The organism is Pseudoclavibacter sp. CFCC 13796, assembly GCF_008831185.1.
Classification (GTDB): domain Bacteria; phylum Actinomycetota; class Actinomycetes; order Actinomycetales; family Microbacteriaceae; genus Pseudoclavibacter_A.
The window spans coordinates 849,474-868,092 of sequence record NZ_WBKD01000001.1 but is presented as its reverse complement, the minus strand read 5'-3'; the positions used below and the strand labels follow the sequence as shown (position 1 = coordinate 868,092).

The 18,619-nt window shown below is 61.8% G+C and carries 14 protein-coding genes; 4 read left to right on the top strand and 10 right to left on the bottom strand.

Annotation, left to right across the window (positions count from 1 at the left end):
* Nucleotides 1-219 precede the first annotated feature (219 nt).
* From F8O07_RS03900 to F8O07_RS03875, 6 genes are all read right to left on the bottom strand, one after another.
* Nucleotides 220-1,137, bottom strand: a complete 918-nt coding sequence (locus tag F8O07_RS03900; RefSeq protein WP_225733165.1) for a class C sortase — start codon at nucleotides 1,135-1,137, stop codon at nucleotides 220-222.
* Entirely contained in the window at nucleotides 1,134-2,720 is a 1,587-nt protein-coding gene (locus tag F8O07_RS03895; RefSeq protein WP_158030827.1) for a SpaH/EbpB family LPXTG-anchored major pilin, read from the bottom strand. The genes F8O07_RS03900 and F8O07_RS03895 overlap by 4 nt, the downstream gene beginning before the upstream one ends.
* A complete protein-coding gene (locus F8O07_RS03890; protein ID WP_225733164.1) occupies nucleotides 2,717-3,652 on the bottom strand; it encodes a class C sortase in 936 nt (311 codons plus the stop codon). Before F8O07_RS03890 ends, F8O07_RS03895 begins: the two co-directional genes overlap by 4 nt.
* A gap of 95 nt (nucleotides 3,653-3,747) precedes the next feature.
* Entirely contained in the window at nucleotides 3,748-5,295 is a 1,548-nt protein-coding gene (locus tag F8O07_RS03885) for a SpaH/EbpB family LPXTG-anchored major pilin (RefSeq protein WP_192496623.1), read from the bottom strand.
* Between the two features lie 73 nt (nucleotides 5,296-5,368).
* The gene (locus F8O07_RS03880; RefSeq protein ID WP_158030825.1) at nucleotides 5,369-9,331 is read right to left on the bottom strand and encodes a hypothetical protein; all 3,963 of its coding nucleotides are present in this window, start codon (nucleotides 9,329-9,331) and stop codon (nucleotides 5,369-5,371) included.
* 278 nt (nucleotides 9,332-9,609) lie between these two features.
* Nucleotides 9,610-10,467 carry a prepilin peptidase gene (locus tag F8O07_RS03875; protein WP_225733163.1) on the bottom strand — a complete coding sequence of 286 codons (858 nt, stop codon included), beginning with the start codon at nucleotides 10,465-10,467 and terminating at the stop codon, nucleotides 9,610-9,612.
* A 125-nt stretch (nucleotides 10,468-10,592) separates the two neighbouring features.
* On the opposite strand from F8O07_RS03875, the gene F8O07_RS03870 reads away from it, so the two are divergent.
* Nucleotides 10,593-11,357, top strand: coding sequence for an SOS response-associated peptidase (locus tag F8O07_RS03870; protein ID WP_158030823.1), 765 nt, complete (start codon nucleotides 10,593-10,595; stop codon nucleotides 11,355-11,357).
* A gap of 613 nt (nucleotides 11,358-11,970) precedes the next feature.
* Here F8O07_RS03870 and F8O07_RS03865 read toward each other — a convergent pair.
* Nucleotides 11,971-12,516 (bottom strand): excalibur calcium-binding domain-containing protein, encoded by a 546-nt coding sequence (locus F8O07_RS03865; RefSeq protein WP_158030822.1) that lies wholly within the window; start codon nucleotides 12,514-12,516, stop codon nucleotides 11,971-11,973.
* Between the two features lie 327 nt (nucleotides 12,517-12,843).
* Here F8O07_RS03865 and F8O07_RS03860 point away from each other — a divergent pair, with 327 nt between their 5' ends.
* Nucleotides 12,844-13,965 carry a thermonuclease family protein gene (locus tag F8O07_RS03860; RefSeq protein WP_192496622.1) on the top strand — a complete coding sequence of 374 codons (1,122 nt, stop codon included), beginning with the start codon at nucleotides 12,844-12,846 and terminating at the stop codon, nucleotides 13,963-13,965.
* A 50-nt stretch (nucleotides 13,966-14,015) separates the two neighbouring features.
* On the opposite strand, the gene F8O07_RS03855 is transcribed toward F8O07_RS03860, so the two are convergent.
* Complete coding sequence (locus tag F8O07_RS03855) at nucleotides 14,016-14,714, bottom strand: TetR/AcrR family transcriptional regulator (protein WP_225733162.1); 699 nt, start codon at nucleotides 14,712-14,714, stop codon at nucleotides 14,016-14,018.
* Nucleotides 14,715-14,797: 83 nt separating this feature from the next.
* On the opposite strand from F8O07_RS03855, the gene F8O07_RS03850 reads away from it, so the two are divergent.
* A complete protein-coding gene (locus F8O07_RS03850) occupies nucleotides 14,798-15,127 on the top strand; it encodes a nuclear transport factor 2 family protein (protein ID WP_158030819.1) in 330 nt (109 codons plus the stop codon).
* A 2-nt stretch (nucleotides 15,128-15,129) separates the two neighbouring features.
* Entirely contained in the window at nucleotides 15,130-16,290 is a 1,161-nt protein-coding gene (locus F8O07_RS03845) for a low temperature requirement protein A (protein ID WP_225733161.1), read from the top strand.
* Nucleotides 16,291-16,367: 77 nt separating this feature from the next.
* Here the strand turns inward: F8O07_RS03845 and F8O07_RS03840 are convergent, their stop codons facing one another.
* Both F8O07_RS03840 and F8O07_RS03835 read right to left on the bottom strand, forming a co-directional pair.
* Nucleotides 16,368-16,793: a hypothetical protein gene (locus F8O07_RS03840; RefSeq protein WP_158030817.1), complete on the bottom strand. Its 426-nt coding sequence runs from the start codon at nucleotides 16,791-16,793 to the stop codon at nucleotides 16,368-16,370.
* A gap of 578 nt (nucleotides 16,794-17,371) precedes the next feature.
* On the bottom strand, nucleotides 17,372-18,595 hold the full coding sequence (locus F8O07_RS03835) for a hypothetical protein (protein ID WP_158030816.1): 1,224 nt from the start codon (nucleotides 18,593-18,595) through the stop codon (nucleotides 17,372-17,374).
* Nucleotides 18,596-18,619: the final 24 nt, after the last annotated feature.

The following is an 18,619-nucleotide window of genomic DNA, read 5'->3' as shown; positions in this document are numbered from 1 at the left end:
CAAGACTAGGTTGTACAAAACCGTGCCATGCGAAACATGGTCGTACACGGCAAGACCGCGCAGAGCCAAACGGCGAGAACCGCAGAACTCGAGCACCAGACGGTTAGAGCGGCCGAAGCCGAGTAATTGAGTTCAGACGAAGCGCTGGGCCCCGCCGGCAACCCGCTGGCAAGATGAACGACGGGGCCCAGCGTTCAGAGCCCGACCCGTTCAGCCCGCTCAGCCCTCTGACTCCCCGCCACGCCGCTTCTGGCCCTTCTTGCGCGGGGGTGCGAAGAGCATCCAACCGACGAGGCCCGACCCGCCGACGAACCAGACCGCCCACCACGGAAACCCGAGCGGCACCCCGTCGGCACCGAGCTCTTCATGCGCGTCGCCCTGCCCGTCGGGCAGCCGCTTGGCGTGCACCATGAACCGATGACTGTTGATGCCGATCGGCGTGCAGGTGAACAGCGTCACCCAGTCTTCCCCCGGCGTGATCTTCAGCGACTCGGTGTCGCTGGGCAGCACGACCTCAGTGCTCATCACCTGGTAGTGGTGGTCTTCGCCGAGCACGCTGATCCAGAAAGTGTCGCCGACCTCGGCATTCGACAGGTCGGTCAGCAGCTTCGACTGCGGCAGGCCCGCGTGGGCGGTGAGCACCGAGTGCGTCGAGGGCCCGCCGACCGGCAGCGACGTGCCGTACATGTGCCCGACGCCTTTCGAGATCGTCTCGTCAGCCGTGCCGTGATAGATCGGCAGCCCGATGTCGAGCCGAGGATAGCTCAGTGTGCCGATCACGTCGGTTCCGCTCACACGAAGCATGTTCTCGTAGGCCTGATAGACCGCCGTGCGCTGCGCCTGATCCGGGTTCTCAGTGATATACGGATCTGTGAGCGGCCCAGGTTTCAGCTGGTTGTTATAGGCGTACGCAGCGTCGAGAATGGCCTGACGCTCGGCCGACGGTGTCTGCTGCACACGGTCGACGTAGCCCGAGATCTGGTTGTTCTGCCCGATGCGGGCGACCCAGGTGGCGGCCTGCGGGTAGACCAGCAGCCCGATGCCCAGCATGGCGACCGTCTGCAGTACGACGTTCCACGTCAGCCGGCGCTTCTGCGCGCGGCTGCGTGGTGCGCGGGGCTTGCGGTGCGAGGTCATTCGTCGTCTGCGGATGCCTCGTGCGAATCCGCCTTGGCACTTGCCTTCGCCGTGTCGCCGGGTTTGCGGCGCCGCCGCACCAGCGCCAACGCGCCGCCGCCGATCAGCACGATACCCAAGAGGACGAGTCCGGCGAGCTGTGCACCGGTCTTGGCCAAGTCGTTCGGCCCTGTTCCGGGCGGTGTTTCGCCGCCACCGTTCGTGTCGTCGCGCCAGACCTCGAAGGTGACCACGGCAGGGTCATCGACTGAAGTGATAGCGGTCTGCTGCACGGCCCAATCTCCCGTCCAGCCCGCTGGGTAGAACGTCGGTTTGACGAAGAACGAGCGGTAGAGCGGGTCAGAGGTGTCACGGTCGAGCCCGTTCACGAAGTTCGACAGACGCAGCCCGTCGAGGATGACCTGCCCCTGATCGTTGGTCGTCCATTGGTCAGAGCCGTCGACGACGATCGCGTTGCGGTCGTTCTCAGCGTCATCTGCGCTCAGGTAAACTTTGACCTTCGCCCCTGGAATCAGATTCGACGGGTTGCCCTTCTCGTGCACGTTGATGACCAGGGAGCCGAACTTCGTGGTCGCCTGGTCTGTGACAGGCACCGTCTGACCGGTGATCGCCCGATTGTCTGGCAGCAGCCGAACCTCATTGGTATGTGTGCCCTTGGTCTGCACCGTGGTGTGATAGGTGATCGCGACCTGCGCCTGCGGGTCTGCCTCTCGGGCCTGTGCGAGCTTTGCACGGCCAGACTCAGTGAAGGTGACCTGCACAGTCGGGCGACCGTCGACGGTGACGATCTGGGTCTCGAAGTCACCGGCGACCAGCGCCGGAACACCGGTTCCTCTGAGCTCGACCTGTACCTGCTCTGCAGCGTCAGAGAGCTCGAGGCCGTCGGCGATCAGATTCTGCACCACGTATCCGTCGATGCTGGCTGCTCGTGGAATGTCTGACGTCGACGTCCAGCTCACTGTGTCGCCAAGGGTGACGGCGTCTTCGTCGGTGACGGCGAGTGAGACGCCCACGCGCGGGTTCTTCGGGTACACGTGCACGGTGTACATCCATTTGTCCAGCGTGGGGTGTTGCAAGGGCAACGCGACCAAGAACGGGTCGGCCGCGATGACGCCGGCTGGCGCCTGAGTCTCCTGCACGTAGTAGAGACCGACTCCCAAGTCGAGGGTCAACGTTCCGTTACCGCCGGTCGCTCCTGCATCGGCGGCCGATTCCCCGGCGATCAGTTGAGCGGCCTTGCCGACGGTGAGTGCTTTCGCGGCGCTCCACCCGGCGTCGGTGGTGAGGTCGATGCCGGGCACTCGGGTGGCGCTGAACTGCACGCCCGAGATTGGCTGATACCCAGAGCTGTCGTTCATGGGCAGACCGTCGGTGGGCAGTCCGAATTCCTGCGGCTGCGCGAACTTGTGAATCACCAGCTGCGTCTGCGCATTCGGATCGATGTCACCCGTGTGAGGTTCGCCGGTGGCGTGCGCCATGGTCCCGAAAGACAGCATCGCAGCCACGAAGGCGATGATCGCGAGCAGCGCGACGCCGGCTCGTGCTGGGCGTTCGCCCTGCAGATTCACAGTGGACATGGTCATTGGAGTTCCTTCGTGGATGCTGTGCGGCGTCGCCTCCGCGGCGGCACGAACAGAATGTAGGCCGCGGCGCCTGAGACCGCGACGAAGATGACTGCCCACCAGGGAAAGCCCGGACCGGGGTGCCCGGCGAGTGTCTGCAGGCCACTGTCATCTGGAGCGGGGATGCGCGCCGCGGTGACCAGCAGACGGTGGCTGTTGATGCCGATCGGAGTGCAGGTGATGAGGGTGACCAAGTCTTGACCGTTGACGATGCGAAGGTGGTCAGTCTGGTCTGGGGTGATGACCTCGGTGCTCTGCACTTGGTAGTAGTGGGTTTCGCCGAGCACGTTGATCGTGAACGTGTCACCTGCGCTCGCCTGATGCAGCGGAGTGAATAGTTGGGCGCTTGTGAGCCCTGAATGGGAGGTCAGCACGGCGTGGGTGGATGGGCCGCCGATGGGCAGTGACGAGCCGAACAAATGCCCTGCACCCGTGGCCAGAACTTCGGAGCTGGTGCCGTGGTAGATGGGCAGATCGATGCTCAGCCGAGGATACGACAGCTCGCCGATCATGCCGTTGTCTCCAAGGTTCAGCGTGTCACGGTAGGCGGAGTAAGCCGCGGTGTCTGCGTTGGCGTCGGGGTTGGTATACGGGTCGCGCAGCACACCGGCGGGAAGTTTGCTGTTGTATGCCTCGGCAGCCGCCAGTTTCTGCTGACGATCATTCGGTGACAGTGTCTGCACTGTTTCGTTGTACCCAGAGATCGCAGACTGCTGTGCTCGTTCGGCGAACCAATTGGAGGCGGTCGGGTAGAGCAGCACCGCGATACCGAGCATTGCAGCCAGTTGCAGAATGACAGGTACAGCCCACCTGCGCGACGGACGTGGCAGCGGTGGGGAGGCACCGGGCTGAGCAGACTTCGCGACCTGCTCGGGCTCGACTGTCTGTGTCATCTCGGCACCTCCCTTCGCTCTCATCACCACGTCGTGCGGTGGCGGCTCAGCTGAAGAAGACCACTGAGCCGCCACCGTTCACGGTGCAGCACCGACTACTTGGTGGCTGCTTCTTCGTGGGCACGGCGACGACGTGCAACGATGATCACGGCAGCGAGAATAGCGATGCCGAACACCGTGAGCAGCAAGGTTCCGGTGCCACCAGTGAGTGGCAGCACGAAGCCGCCCGTGTTCTTCTGGTTAGTGATCGTCTGCGCGGTCTGCGTTGCCGAGTCATCACCAACGGTGAAGCTCACTGGTTCGGTCAGCAGCTGGTGGTTGTCGAGGCTCTTGGTCTCGACCAGCCAGTAACGCTGGAACTTCGACCCGTCAGCACCCTCAATCTGTGTGGCGTTGTCGGCCCAGTTGCTGTAGCGCAGACCGTCAATGACGACCTTTCCGCTTGCATCGGTCGTCCAGAGACCATCGGTGTTCGTCGAGGGCTTCAAGTAGTCGTTGCCGCCGGCCTTTGCTGCGTCTTCTGATGCGTAGACGCGAAACTGCGCTCCGGAGAGATCTGCCACTGAGCTGTCGGTGCTCTTCTTGACGAGCTGGTAGCTGCCGTACTTCGAGATCGCGTTGTTCGTCGGAATCGGCTTGTTGTTTGTGATCGCCTTCTGATCGGGGAACACATTTGCCGTGTTATTGATGATCGCCGACTTGAGCACTGTCGTGGTCAGCGTGACCGTCACTTCGGCGTTGGCGTCGGCGTTGATAGCGGTAGCCAGCTTGGCACGGCCATCTGCGGTCAACAGAATCTGGTACGTCGTGGTGGGCTCTTCAGCGGTTCCTCCGGCAACGGGGGTGACGACAAAGTCACCCGTCACGCCACCATCGGTCGAGGCCGACAGCGTGGTATCGCCCGCCTTCACGACGGGGGTGCCAACGAGCTCGAGCTCACTGTTCTTCAGCGTGTCGTCGATGCGGTAGGCATCAGGGGCCACGAACTGGGGGTCGGTTCCATTGGGATTCGGGTTGCGAGGAATGCTGGTCGTGATCGTCCAGTCGATGTTCTTGCCGACCTCAAGCGTTGCCGCATCGTCTACTGTCTTCTGCGCGGCGACTTGTGCGTTCTTCGGGTACACGTAGATGTCAGAGAGCCACGCGTCTTCGTTGGTGGGATCGGTCAAGGGCACCGCCACGAGGAAGTCACCTGAAGGCGTCACACCGGCAGGAGTGCCGGTCTCTTTGAAGAGGTAGAGGCCGCGCGGAAGATCGGTGAACGTTGCGATGCCGCCGCCCTGTGTGCTCTGGGTGTCGGCAGGTGTCGTCCCGCCGGGGATCAAAGCGGCTGCAGACGCAGCGGTCAGTGTGCCAGCGGTCTGCTGACCGGCGTTCGTGCCCAAATCGATGCCTGGCACCTTATATGCCTCGAACGTCACGCCATCGATACCACCAGTCTGCGGCCCCTTGTCGAGGCCGTCCGCAGCAGGGCCGAGGTCGGCAGGCTGGGGCAGCTTGGTGATGTGCACTGTGCCCTTTGTCGGCACGTTGTCCAGCGTCGCTGCCTGAGCGGCAACGGCACCTGACACGGCGAGTGCTGCAGCCGAGAGCAGCGCAACGGCTGAGGCGAGGATGCCCCGGCTCCGTTTGCGGTGAGTCATGGTTTTCTCCTTTGTTGTGGTGATGAGGTGTTGCTGTGGCGCAGTAGGAAGTTCAGTGCGAGCGCGTCTTGGGTCAGACATGTCGCCCACTGTTCATGGCCGGGGTGTAGTGCACGTGGCGTCGCCGCCACCAGAGCGCACCGCCGAGACCTCCACCGAGCACGACAGCGCCGCCGACCAGGGTGACGATCAGCCATTGGCCACCGGTCAATGGCAGCCGAGCAGGCACGGTGTCTTTGACGATCATCAGGTACCCGGTGGGGTTGACACAGGCGACTGGGCGGTCGCCCACGTCTGCGCCGGGCAGGCAGCGTCCTACCAAGCTGTCATCAGCATTCTTGATGTCGAGCTGTCCGCGCCCCTTCTGCGCTTGGCCTTCATTGCCGGGCACGGGGATTGGGTCGCCGTCTGCGTCGGGCCAGATTTTGAACGCAATGGGTTCGCTGAGCAGTTGCACCCCGTCAACCGAACGCCGTTGCGTGCCGTCAAGGCTGACTTGTTCGTTGGGGGCCTTCGTCTCAATCAGCCAGTAGTCGCCTTCGCTCAGGTTCTCTGAGCGCCAGCGCCCGGTCTGGCCGCCACTGCCCTCGGGCTGCGCATAGAGCAGGCCGCAAAGAGGTAGCTGCTGGTCAGTGCCGTGACTGTTATTCCAGTCTTTGATTGCCTGCAGCGTCGGCGACGCCTGCCCCCAATCGGGAGTACCGCCGGTATCGGTGAATGTTCCGTCCCACGCCGACGTGGCGCCAGTTCCTGGGTTGTAATCAGACCGGCAGAGTTTCGCGCTCGAGGTTCCTGACGGGCTTCCGCTGACGTCGTCTTGTATATCGAACTCGTGCCCGACCATGTTCCACAGACCAGTCGGGTCTGTGCCCCACGCACCATTGCGTTCAAGATCTTCGCCTACGCCAGACGCATCTTTACGAATAGTGAAGAAGTTGTCCCGCAGTTCGTGCGTGACGCGGCACTGAGCAGGAAAATCCTCATATGCCGGGTCGTCTGCAGAGGGGCTGATCGAGACGTCAGGCAGTGTGCCGCAGATGACCGGAGAGAGTGTCGCAGATGTAGCCGCCGCGTAGTTGACGAACTTCGATCCTGATTGCGGAGTCGAGCTCCATGTTGTGGGAATGCCGACAGGAGACTCAGCGAGCTGTACGGCGAACCAGGCTTCTGCAGACACCGCGTTTGCCGGAACATCTACTGTCGTCGTCTTGAGAATCCAACGCCCGGTTGAAGAGTCATACGTCGGGGCTGGAACCCCAGCATCACCTGCGTATGCTGCGACGGGTGCAGTCGATGTTCCGTTTATGGCACCGTCAGCATTCAACGAGTTGCCGACAGAGTCGAAGAAGTAAATGCCACGGCTGCGCGCACCACCGGGCACGGCCGCGTTCGGGGCCCAACCAGCAGTTTTGAAGACCTGCGTCATATCGTCAGTGAGCTGAAGTCCGTTGATCGTTGTCTCAGGGCTGAGCTTGGTCGCAGCCAGCCGGTAGTGCACGTTGCCACCCTTATGCAGCCGCGCGCCGTCGACGGGCAGCGAGGTCTTCGAGAATGACCATGCCTTGATCGGGTGCTCAGCGCAGGTCGAAGGAGTCGCCGTGTCTGTCGGCTGCACACAGGTTGCCGGAGGCACGACCGTGTTGCCATTGGTATCAAGACGCGGGGTTACGTAGTTGCGCAGCAGGTATCCCTGCAGGGGAGCTTGCTCAGCCTCTCTGTTCACAACATCAGCCGAGTTCTGCTTCACTGTCACGGTGAACCAGACTGTTCGCATCTGCCCGCGAGGAACTTGGCCTGAGACGGCCAAGGTGGGGTTCAGATCAGCATAGTTCGTACCATCGCTCTGCTGATCCGTATTATTAGTCACCCAGGAAAGACCGGAATCTTCCATGCTCTGCGCAGGATAGTCGCTTTCACTACCGTCAGAGACGCGCACGCTCCCGGCATTGAACGTAGCGTCGTCAAGCACATCTCGTAGATGATCGATGTGGTCAACGGCTCCCTGGTAAGTGCCGTTGCGGTTGTCAAACGTGAGCTTGTATTTCACGACACTGTCTGTGCCATCAACGCTCGCATCGACAGTGGTCCCGGTCACGGGGTCTGCTGACTTGCTGACCAAGAGTTTCGGCTGTCTCGCGGTATTCGTGAATGTACACGTGTTCGCCGAGTTTGCGGTGACGTTGAGATTGGCCGTCGCGACAGTGGTCGTGCCAGTCGAAGAATCCGTCGTGGTCGTCGCTGCTGTGGGCGTGCACACGAGATTCGTCCAGTCATAGCCGTACTGCCACGCTGGGTTCGCCAATGACTCTGTCAGCGCGTATGAGCCGACTGCGAGCGGCAGCTTCGCGCCCGACTTCACGCCGGCGACGGTAGAGGCTCCCGTTGCCGTCAACGTCCAGGCTGAGGCTGGATCGCTCGCAGCAGTGCCGTTCGCATTCACTGACTTGACAAGTGTCAGGTACGGCGGCGTATACGTCACAACACACGAGATGTACTGCCCCGGAGTGAGTTTGAACCAGGGGTCGGTCGGTGAGGGAGCGATCGTACTACCCGCGCCCGAGGCCGGCCATGTGGTGCCATTAGTCGATGGCGTCTTGGTGCACACCCATGACGGCGTGTACGAGGCTGCATTCGCACCAGCCACGGAGGAGGCGAAACCGAGCTGCGTACCGGTCGAGTCCACAGGAAACTGCTGATCGCCGATCGTGGCCGTCTTGACAGTCGTCGAGTTGCCGGTGCTCGCCGTGACGTTGAGAGGCGCAGTCAAGCTGGCGCTGAAGTCGGCGTTCGTCGGGTTGCCGTCAGTGCCCAACACGCGATCTGCAATGTTGACCGTCATGTTCGTCTTCGCCATGAGCAGGCCAAATGCGACGCCCTGCAGGCCACCACCAGTCATCTGCTGTGAGACGTTGAAGCTCGTCTGAGCATTTGTCGGCGACACCTGCAGCATCGGCGTACCGGTCTTCGGCGAAGGCTGGCTGTTGCCTGCGGTACAGGTAACAGACTGACTGCCAGTGTTCAGCGCATTCCACGTCGACGACGCGGTTGCACGGCACGCGTTGCCGACGGCTGCCGTTTTCTTGGCATCGGCCGTCGTCGCTGAGGCAAAGCTGCTGGGGTTGTTCGGCAGCCATGAGAAGTTCGATCCACCGTTGGTGGTCCAGGCAATCGACTCACCGTTATCAGTCGACTCGGCGTCTGCAACGACGATGGAGTAGCCGCTCACGGCGGTTGCATTCTGCTTCAGCTGAATATTCTTCAGGTTGGCCGTCGTGACACCACCGCTCCCCTGCTGATACATGGCTGGCTTCACCGTGTTCTTAATTGCAGTGGGAAACTCGTAGAAGCCGTTGTTGCCTAAGAACGCGCCGCTCCATGTGGGAAAGACGTGAGCGCCGACATAATGGCCGGCATTGCCGCCGTTTGCGGTGATATCGAGCTGTGCGCTCAGAGTGAGACCATTGGCTAGGCTGATCGTGATTGGATAGTTCGTGAGATTACCAAAGCGCGCGCCGCTGCTCACTGAGTACAGAGAATCGCTCAAGGCACTCAGCGCGTTCGTCAGGCTCTGAGTTCGCGCTGCAGCAGACGAAGACGTGGATGTGGCGGTAGCAGTCTTCGTTACACTTCCGTAGCTTGCGCCGAGCACGCTGGCGAATGTCACCGTGGCCGTATAGGAATACGGGTTCCACGGCCAGCCAGAGCCGCCATTATTCACATATATCGGCTCACCAACCTGCTGATACTCTGTGGTCACCCCAGACAAGTCGAGCCAGCAGAGCGTGTCTTTGTACTCGGCCACCCCTGCACCCGCATTTGCGTAGTTGCACCCGTTGGTCGTCGCGGTCAGCGCATCTGCCGCCTGCGCTCCGACCGCTGGCTGAGCGGCAGCGGCTGGTTGCGCCGTGGCCGCTGCAGCGGCGGGTGTGCCGACGATCGCTGACGCAGATGAAAGCCCAGTGCCCGCAAGTATGCTCAACACTGTTGCCATCACCGCTACGGCGGCGCGCGCGCGTCGCTTTCGAACTTCAGTCACAGAACCCTCCGTACACCACTTCGTGACAGAGTAAGGTCGCGAAGTTGTGTATTGCAGTCAAGATTCCCCCAAGACATGCGCAAGTCGCAATTCGACGGCAGCATCAGCTGTTGGCCGCATTTAGCCGTCACCGGCGAACTCGCATCATGTCGAAATTGTACATCAAACACCAGGGGCGCATTGCCCGCTCAGACGAAGGGTCGTGCTTGATCCAGGCGCGAACTCTCGCGAGGTGCCGAAGTCGACGATGAATGCGATCCTCACGTTCCCGCAGAATCTCATGCAGGCCCCCAGATCGGCAGATATGCGCTGGCCGGGGAACCACCCCATTCCAAGGCCACGACAGCACCGAGCGCCATCGCAGGCCCGAACGGAATACCGGTTTTGCGCCTCACACGCCCGGTGACCAGCAGGATCGCGGCGACGATGCCGCCAATCAGAAACGGCAGCAGCAGACCCAGCACAATGTATGGCCACCCGTGCCAGCCGAGTGCGAGGCCGATCAGCGCAGCGTATTTGACGTCCCCCAGGCCCATGCCGCGCGGCGAGATGAACGCGATTGCCAGATAGAGCACACCGACGATCAACGCGCCGAGCAGCGCGGTGAGGGCGCTGTTCCATGCGCTGCCAGCACCGGCCGAAGCCACGCCGATCATGCTGCTCACCGTGGCAATCAGGTAGAGCCCTCCGATGACGATGGCACTCGGGTAGATGATTCGATTCGGCAGCGTCAGCGTGTCGAGGTCGATCATCGCAAGCGCGATGCTGGCAGCGACGAACCAGAGCGCTGCAATGAGGACGCTGCCTCGCGCGACAGCGTCTGCCAGCGTCGGCGCATTGGCCAGGTCGGGCACAAACCGCAGCGCGGTGGTCAGAAAGAGTAGACCGGTCAGCAGTTCGATCACCGGGTAGCGCAGCGAGATGCGCGACTTGCAGGTGCGGCAGCGCCCGCACAACGCGACCCAGCTGAGCACGGGGATGTTCTCGTACCAGGCGAGCCGCCGCCCGCAGCTCGTGCAGTGGCTCGGCGGCATACTCAGCGACGCTCGTCTGGGCAGTCGGTAGATGACGACGTTGAGAAACGAACCGATGAACAGGCCCAGCACGGTAATGAGATTGGTGAGGATGGTGGTCACAGAGCCCTCCGAGAGGTTGGCGCACCTGCTGATATGGTCTTTCGATTGTCGCACTCCAGCAGTCCACATCCCAGAGCAGCAAGTGCGCCCGAACTGTCACCCGCCCCACCCGCTACCCTCAGACCATGTGCGGACGCATCGTTCAGGCCAAGACCTCAGACTACGTCGCCCTGTTCGACGTCGAACAGGAAGACACCGCAGGCTTCACCCCCACTTGGAATCTCAAGCCGACCCAGAGCGCACTGGTCGTCGCAGACGGAGACAAAGACGGCATCCGCCGGCTCACGCCAGCACGCTGGTCGCTGGTGCCTCCCTGGTCGAAAGAGCTCAAGCTCAGGTTTCCGACGTTCAACGCTCGCATCGAGACGGCCGGGCAGAAGCCGACCTTTCGTGCATCGATGAAGCGCCGCCGGTGCATCTTCCCAGTCGACGGGTACTACGAATGGGAGACCGTCGGCAGGTCGAAGAGACCGTATTTGGTGCACGCCGACCTCCAGGCGACGCCGTTCGCGCTGGCCGGGCTCTACAGCTGGTGGCGCGATACGAGCGCCGGCGAGCTCTGCGCGTCCGTGGCAAGCGGTGCGCCAGATGCGGCGACGGATGCTGCAGTCGAGCCCGGTGCACACGGTGACGGCTGGGTGCTCACTGCGACCGTGCTCACGCAGGCTGCAGCTCCTGGTCTCGCCTGGCTGCACGATCGCATGCCCGTCATGCTGGATTCCAGCGCGGGAGGCCGAGGGCTGCTCGACGCTTGGCTCGCCCCCGACATCGATGGCAGCTCACTCGCGCACGAGGTCGAGACCGCGAGCGCTGCCACAGCTGAGGCGCTCGCGTGGCACGAGGTCGCTGCGCTGCGCAGTGATGGCCTTGAGCTGACTGAGCCTGTCTGACCGGCGAGAAGCACGGCACCCCCAACACAGGAAGGCACCGCGCTGCCACCTGGAGCGCACTGCCGTGGCGAAACCCCACATTGGATCTCCGGTATTTGTGGTTATCGCCGACGTAAACCACGAAAAGTGCTCACCGGACTGGCGCGACGGTGCACTGCGCGACCGACGTGACAGCAGAGTGAGGCTGCCTCCGCCCCGCAAAACCCGCAACGCAACCCGCGGCGATTGCCTCTCAGCCCGCAAGTTCCGTGTATAGCGGCGTTCTCGCGCGGGTGCGTTAGATAGCTTCTGATTGAACCACCGGCTGAACTCGCTGCTCAGTGCACCGCCCCTTTGCCCTGTGCAAGAGTTCGGCCGGCGTTCAAATCACCCAAATCGCACCCGAATTTCACCGGATCCATTGTCCCAAGGCACGATCGCTCTCGGCCCGTGCGCGGTTAAGACCGCCTGCCTGATCGCAGCAACATGACAAATGTCGGCTCACTGGATCGAGACATGCCAAGTTCCATGTCTGGAAGCTCTCAGCCAGCATTTGCCATGGATGGATGAGCGATCATCAGCGAAGAGGGCAGCCTAGACGGAGACTCTCAATTGCATACCGAAGCCGGCCGGTTCACTTCTCACACGCGATGCCGTCGCGATCACGATCGAGCTTGTACGAGTAGCCGGGCTGCCCTTGGTGCAGCGGTGCCTTGCCTGCTCGCTTGACCTCTGTGCAGTTCGCATAAGAGACGTCGCCGCCGCCCGACGACGAACCGGTGTCTGCAAACCCGCGCGGCTGAGCCGCCTGCTCGGCCTTCGCTCGCTCATCGGCCTGCCGCTGCTCTTCAGCCACGCGAGCTGACTCGGCTTCCTGCTCCTGGCGCACCCGTTCTGCCTCTGCTGCGGCCTCAGCAACCTCCGCCTCTTTGCGCTGCTGCTCTTCGGCCTTCTTACGCTCTTTTTCTGCCTTCTTTTCGGCTTTCTCCTGTTCCTTGCGCGCCTTCTCCTCAGCCTTCTGCTGCGCTCGCTCGGCCTTCTGCGAGGCCTTCGCCTCTGCCTTCGAGACGTCTTCAGACGACTCGAGGCATCCCGAAAGCAGCGTGCCCGACAGCATCAGCGCAAGCACCATGCCTGCGACTCGTATGCTTCGGCTCTTCCTTGCGCCTGGCTTCGCCATATAGCTCCCCTAGCAGTCAGCTGTGAATACCTCGGCAATCAAACCACATGGGGGTAGAGCACGACAATTCTCAGTGCCCCGAAATCACGCGCACTCATGTTCACGGTTCTCCGACCCGGCAGCTGCGGCGACGCCGCTAACAGCCCGAGCCACGCCGACCATGCCCGCGCCCCGCGCCGGGAGACCTGCCTGGACGAGTGTGCCTTCGTCGGATGCCATGGTCATGCCCGCAGAAACCGGTACGATATCTCATGGCTGACACACAGTCGAGCCATAGACTCCGACACTGCCCTGAGAGGTCAACTCATCATGCCCGCGAGCCACGCAATGTCCGCCCGCACCGCCCGTGGCCGCCTCTTGAAGACAACTGGCGCCGTCGTAGTCGCACTCGCCCTCGTCGCGGGCGGCGGCTTGGCGTACGCCCAGGCAAACCCCACCGCCTTCATGCACGGTGCCACTGTCGACAGGGTGATCGACGGCGACACTATCGAGGTCTCCCAGGGCGGGCAGACCAAGCGCGTCCGGCTACTCAACGTCAATACCCCTGAGACCGTCGACCCTGACAAGCCTGTCGAGTGCGGCGGCGAAGAGGCCAGCGCCTGGCTCAAAGAGCACCTACCCGCCGGAACCAATGTCAAGCTCGACTACGACCGCGAGGCACAAGACAATTACGGGCGTGACCTCGCAGCCGTCTACAAAGACGGCACGCTCGTCAACGCTGAGATCGCCCGTCACGGTCTCGGAGCGGCCATGAGCGTGGGGCCCAACGTCGAGCATCTGAGAGAAGTCCAAGACGCCCAGGCCGAGGCCGAAGCCGACAAGGTGGGCCTCTACTCCCCCACAAAAGGTTGCAGTCTCGCCGGGCAGGTCAATGAGTTCACTTCAACGCCCGCTGAGCAGACTGCGCCGAACGACCTCGCCACCACCGCTGACGCCGATGCCGCGGCCGCCCACCTCGACAGTGTCATCGGGCTCGGCACACACCTGCTCACGTTACTCAGCGCCGATCGCGCCGTCGCACCACTGTCGTTCTACTCAGACAGTGCGATCGAATCCATGCGACAGAGTGTCAGCACACGTGTCGACGCGGCGCGCGCTCGCTCTGGCGAGGTCGGGGCGCGGCAGACCACGTTGCGTGAGCAGGATGCCATCCAGGCCCGCGAACAGGAAGCGGCCGATCGTGCAGCGCACGATACCTCAGGCTCACCTGCACTTGCCTCGGCGCCTGCCTCGAAGCCTGCTCAGAGGTCGGCACCGGCAAAACAGCCCGCGCAGAGACAAACGCCAGCCCCCACACCAGCACCAGAAACGGCACCGACGCCCAACCCAGACAACAGCTCAGCAGGTGCGCCGGGCAAACGCCCGAGCACTGCGGCACCATGCCGCAAATACGCGCCAGGAGGCAAGTCATTCACTTACATCGACTGCGTGACGAAGCAGCCGATCTGAGCGCTGCCTGGCGCTCGGCATTTTCAAGCTGAGGCACGCACCACGTGCCTTCACCGACGGGATGGTCGATCGTGACCAGACTCGGCGAGGCGCTGCAGCCAAGAGTTCAGCAGCGCCGTCTCAGCGTGCCCCAGCACATCGGGGTGCGCGGCTGAGTATTCCATGAGGGAGTGCGCCGACTGCCTGCACGTCGCAGTCTCCGGCTGCATGCTCACCCCGGTGATCGCAGCGATCGCACCCTCTCGTACTGCCGCACTGAGCACAGGGTCGGGTCGGGCGTAGATGATCTGCCTGAGCGTGACGCCGATGTTCGTCACGAGAATGTGTGCTGCTGCCTGATCTGCAGGAACAGTGAGTCGCTCCTCGGCTTCGGCCCTCCGCATGATCTCGAACAGAATCACGCTCGGTCGCGCCTCAGCAGCAGTCGTGTCGCCGGGATGAATGCTGCCATACATCAACGTGTAGAACCCCGGGTTCTGCAGACCGAAGGCAACATGGGCATCCCATCCCTCGCGAATGTCTTGAATCGGATCGCCTGAGCTCTCGTGCGCCTCTTTCTGCGAGATGTACAGATCGAAGCCATGTGCGACGACAGCGTCGAGAAGGCCCTGCTTGCTGCCGAAGAAGTGGTAAAGCGTCGGCATCTTGACGCCCACTCGTTCGCAGATCTGCCGAAGCGCGACGTCTTCGCCGGGTGAAGCGGCGATCAGGTCGGCCGCCGCTTCGATGAGACGTGTTCGCGTGCTCATTCGATCATCGGGTCTCATGCCGCAATGGTAGCCTGTATCGCTGATATGCTTCTGTATACCAATGACATAGAGCGGATTCTTTCATGAGCACCCCAGAGATTCCTGAGCCCGTTGCCTCTTTCATCACAGCGGTCAACAGACACGACGAAGACGGGTTTCTCAATGCCTTCACCCGTGACGGTCTCGTCGACGACTGGGGACGCATCTTCTCAGGGCGTGAGGCGATAAAGGCCTGGAGCGACGGAGAGTTCATCGGGGCTGCAGGCACGCTCACCCCAACCAGAGTCACGCAGCTTGGGACCAAAGTCACCGTCGTCGGTGAATGGTCGAGCACATTCGCCAACGGCCTCAGCCGTTTCGACTTCACAGTCGCTGGCGGCAAGATCTCTCGGATGACCATTCGCGAAGGTTGACCGTGAGCACAGCTGAGAGCCCCCGCCTGATTCCCCTACTCCCCCGCGATCCACGAGAGTCGCATCGCGCAGCCAGCCCCCTCGAGCTCTTCTTCGACCTGGTGTTCGTCGTCGCCGTCTCGTTCTCATCGCAGCAACTGCACCACTTGACGGCCGAGGGGCACCTGGGGTCAGGGGTACTCGGCTACCTCATGGTCTTCTTTGCCATCTGGTGGGCGTGGATGAACTTCACTTGGTTCGCCTCTGCCTTCGACACCGATGACTGGCTCTTCCGCCTACTGACCATCGTGCAGATGGCCGGAGTTCTCGTTCTTGCTGCCGGTGCTGCAGATGCCATGCAGCACCATGATTTCACCCTCGTGACCATTGGATACGTTGTCATGAGGCTGGCCCTCGGCGTGCAGTGGCTGCGCGCTGCCGCTAGTGACCCTGCCCTGCATCAGACGGCAGCGCGTTACGCCATTGGCATCGCCGTCGTTCAGGTTCTCTGGGCCGTGCGCGTGTTTCTGCCCGAGCAGCTCGGCTTCTTCGCATTCTTCGTGCTCGTTGCCGCCGAGATCGCCGTGCCGATTTGGGCTGAGGCGCGTCATCGCACCCCTTGGCATCCCGAGCACATCGCCGAACGCTACGGTCTCTTCACCCTGATTCTGCTCGGCGAGTCGGTTCTGGCGTCGGCCAATGCCGTCGTCACTGCTGTCGAAGAGCACCAGCAAATACCAGATCTGCTGACCGTCTCGGCCGCCGGGCTTATCATCGCGGCGGGCATGTGGTGGGTCTACTTCTCACGCGACCAGCACGACCAGCTCACCGATCTGGAATCTGGGCTGCTCTACGGCTACTCGCATTACTTCATCTTCGCCGGGGCCGGCGCCTTCTCGGCCGGAATCGAGCTCATCATCGACAGCACCGACGGCCATGCCGAGATCTCGCCGATGGTTGCCTCCGGCCTGCTGACGCTTCCGGTTGCCCTCTTTGTCTTCGGCATCTGGATGCTGTCGTTGCGCCGACGGATGCGACCCGCAGCGAATGCCACGCTGCTCGCTGGCCTAGTTGTCATCTTGGTCAGCACCCTCTTGGCACCCCTTGGCGCAGTACTGTTCACTGCCATCGGAGTTGCCACCGCGGTTGTGTCGACTGAGATGTCGCGACGTGCCGTGCGGTGAGGCCGAGCCATTCCTCGACCCCACCCTCCCCCAGCTCTAGCACTGAGAGCGACAGTATCCGACCGGCGTGAACGTGCCTAGAAAATCACCGACGGCTTCACCTGTTGGGTCACATACAAGATGGACGTCTCAGGCTCTGACAGTCGATAGACGCGAATGATGACCGTGGCGGTGAACCCAGGCGTGATGTACTTCTGAGTACCAGTCCAGGGCTGGGGGTCTCTGGTGTCGCCCAGCCCAGCGAACATGAGATGCGGCACGGCCACAGACTGCCCGGTGGTGATTGACGGCAGCGCGAAGGTCATCGAGCCACTGGCGACGGCGGTCGCCGGATCAGTGTTGGTGACCAGCGGGTAGGCATCATGGCTCTCACGCACATCGAGCAGAGGAGTCCCGCCAGTGTAGACCCAGGTGTCGGGCTGCTCGTCTGAGAGAGTGCCGACATTTTCGCGGTAGACGTATGACGGAACCCCCGGGGCCGTCTGCGTCCAACTGACAGTCATCACCACGTCAGTAGCGGTCGTGTCAGATGTGTTGGTTCCGTCTCCCGCGAACGTGATAGTTCCATTGTTGTAGCCGCCAGTGCCCATATGGTTGAAGTGTGCCTGGTTGGTATTGGCCATCTGCCCGAACGGGACAGAGTATCCCCAGCCCGGGGTCGTCTCTGTCGAAGCGGCTGCGGAAAACGGTGCCGAGGCTGCAACTGCAACGACGGGCGCTGCCCAAGCGGCCGCTTTCAAGATTCCACGACGAGAGATGCCGCGCTTTTCGTTGAGTTCTTCAGTCAAAATTCCAACTCCCCTTTACTATTCAATCGAGGCCAGTTCACAGACAGGATTTCTCATTGCAGGCCGAGACACGAAATCTCAAAATGACCACATCACGACGACGAAAACCTCTCGTCATCAGAGGGAGGCTACAACGCACAGCGGCGGTATTTCCCCAGCATGAGAACACACTGTTCTCTGAGCAGATCGAGACTTCAGAGTCCAGCCAGCGGTAACCATTTGTTCACAGGCACTACCCACTAAATTTACGCCAATGGTGACCAGACTCGAGCTGCTACGAGCCTAAATTCACCCTAAAATTCACCCGCATCTTGCGCAGAATACTCGATGACCTCAGCCTCCATCAGTGTCGTCATCGCTTGTTCAAACAGGTCATGAGTGTTGACTTCAGTGCCGATGTCAGAGCAGTCGATGAGACTCTGGTACAGGTCATCCCTGCTCATCGCACCATTTCGTTCAAGAGCAGACCAGATCTCCTCGCCAAGACCCTCCAGCTTCATGAGACGGCCTGCCGCAGAGACGACCAGTCCACCTTCAATCCAGACCGCGTCAGCCACAGCACTTCCCGCGATCACCAGTTCTTCTCGCCCACGACCGTGCTGCCCCGCTTCGAACGCTCTGGCCGCAGAGATCTGGGCATTGCGCCAATTGATTCTCTGGCTCTGACTGCGGGCCATCGCCTGACGAACGAGTTGCGCGGCGTCAGAGATGTCTCGGTAATGAAGACGGTAGACGCCCCCACACTGTTCAATCAGGGCAAGCAGACCACCGATGCCTCCAGGCGCATTCCCCAGAAATGACACCTGCCCAATCAACTCGAAGACCCCGTCAAGGGCGGTCACCGCCTCGATCTCAGGCGGTCTCACCCGGTCGGGATCACGCGCCAGCAGAAACAGCACGGCAGGTTTGAGAGCACCGTACGCTGGTACCTTCAGCCTCAGATCGTCGGGCCCAACCTGCCGTTTCGGCGCGCCCGATTCAACGACTACAGAAAGCGGCTTCGGGTATGGCAGCACGAGCCCACTTGGCAGAACTGCGACCGTTTCGTCGGTCACGTACCCAAGTTCAGCTCCCAGCGTTCTGGCCATCGTGGTCTTGCCCGTCCCACTTGCGGCAGAAAAAATCCCGATCTTCCCACGCCCATCGGCAAGCCCCACTGCATGCAGCATTAATAAGTCGTGCTGGCGAGCGTCAATGGCCCAGAGTGTGAGCTTGCTTGTCAGCCGTTGCTCTAAGTGCGCAAGGCGCGGAGCGTGCAGGAGTCTGTGCTCGACGCCCGTCTGTCGGGTACGTGCGTCACACTCACGTTCTAAAGCGTCAATTACCTCGCGAGAAGAAGCGACAGCGAGCCAGATCACATAGCGACGCGGCGAGGGAGCCACTTCATCCCACGAATTGGCGGCTGGGGAACCCACTTCACACCGACTCCAAGCAGATTTGATGCGGGTCTGATCGACAGATGAAATCGTATTGTCGAAGACGACGTCGAAGATGACTCCGAGCACATTAAGACGCATAGGAACAGGCTACACTGAACCCTT

What these genes read in the sequence shown, in the direction of transcription:
- F8O07_RS03900 (WP_225733165.1), bottom strand. Translation starts at nt 1,137, where the DNA reads ATGACCTCGCACCGCAAGCCCCGCGCACCACGCAGCCGCGCGCAGAAG.
- F8O07_RS03895 (WP_158030827.1), bottom strand. Translation starts at nt 2,720, where the DNA reads ATGACCATGTCCACTGTGAATCTGCAGGGCGAACGCCCAGCACGAGCC.
- F8O07_RS03890 (WP_225733164.1), bottom strand. Translation starts at nt 3,652, where the DNA reads ATGACACAGACAGTCGAGCCCGAGCAGGTCGCGAAGTCTGCTCAGCCC.
- F8O07_RS03885 (WP_192496623.1), bottom strand. Translation starts at nt 5,295, where the DNA reads ATGACTCACCGCAAACGGAGCCGGGGCATCCTCGCCTCAGCCGTTGCG.
- F8O07_RS03870 (WP_158030823.1), top strand. Translation starts at nt 10,593, where the DNA reads ATGTGCGGACGCATCGTTCAGGCCAAGACCTCAGACTACGTCGCCCTG.
- F8O07_RS03865 (WP_158030822.1), bottom strand. Translation starts at nt 12,516, where the DNA reads ATGGCGAAGCCAGGCGCAAGGAAGAGCCGAAGCATACGAGTCGCAGGC.
- F8O07_RS03860 (WP_192496622.1), top strand. Translation starts at nt 12,844, where the DNA reads ATGTCCGCCCGCACCGCCCGTGGCCGCCTCTTGAAGACAACTGGCGCC.
- F8O07_RS03855 (WP_225733162.1), bottom strand. Translation starts at nt 14,714, where the DNA reads ATGAGCACGCGAACACGTCTCATCGAAGCGGCGGCCGACCTGATCGCC.
- F8O07_RS03850 (WP_158030819.1), top strand. Translation starts at nt 14,798, where the DNA reads ATGAGCACCCCAGAGATTCCTGAGCCCGTTGCCTCTTTCATCACAGCG.
- F8O07_RS03840 (WP_158030817.1), bottom strand. Translation starts at nt 16,793, where the DNA reads ATGACTGTCAGTTGGACGCAGACGGCCCCGGGGGTTCCGTCATACGTC.
- F8O07_RS03835 (WP_158030816.1), bottom strand. Translation starts at nt 18,595, where the DNA reads ATGCGTCTTAATGTGCTCGGAGTCATCTTCGACGTCGTCTTCGACAAT.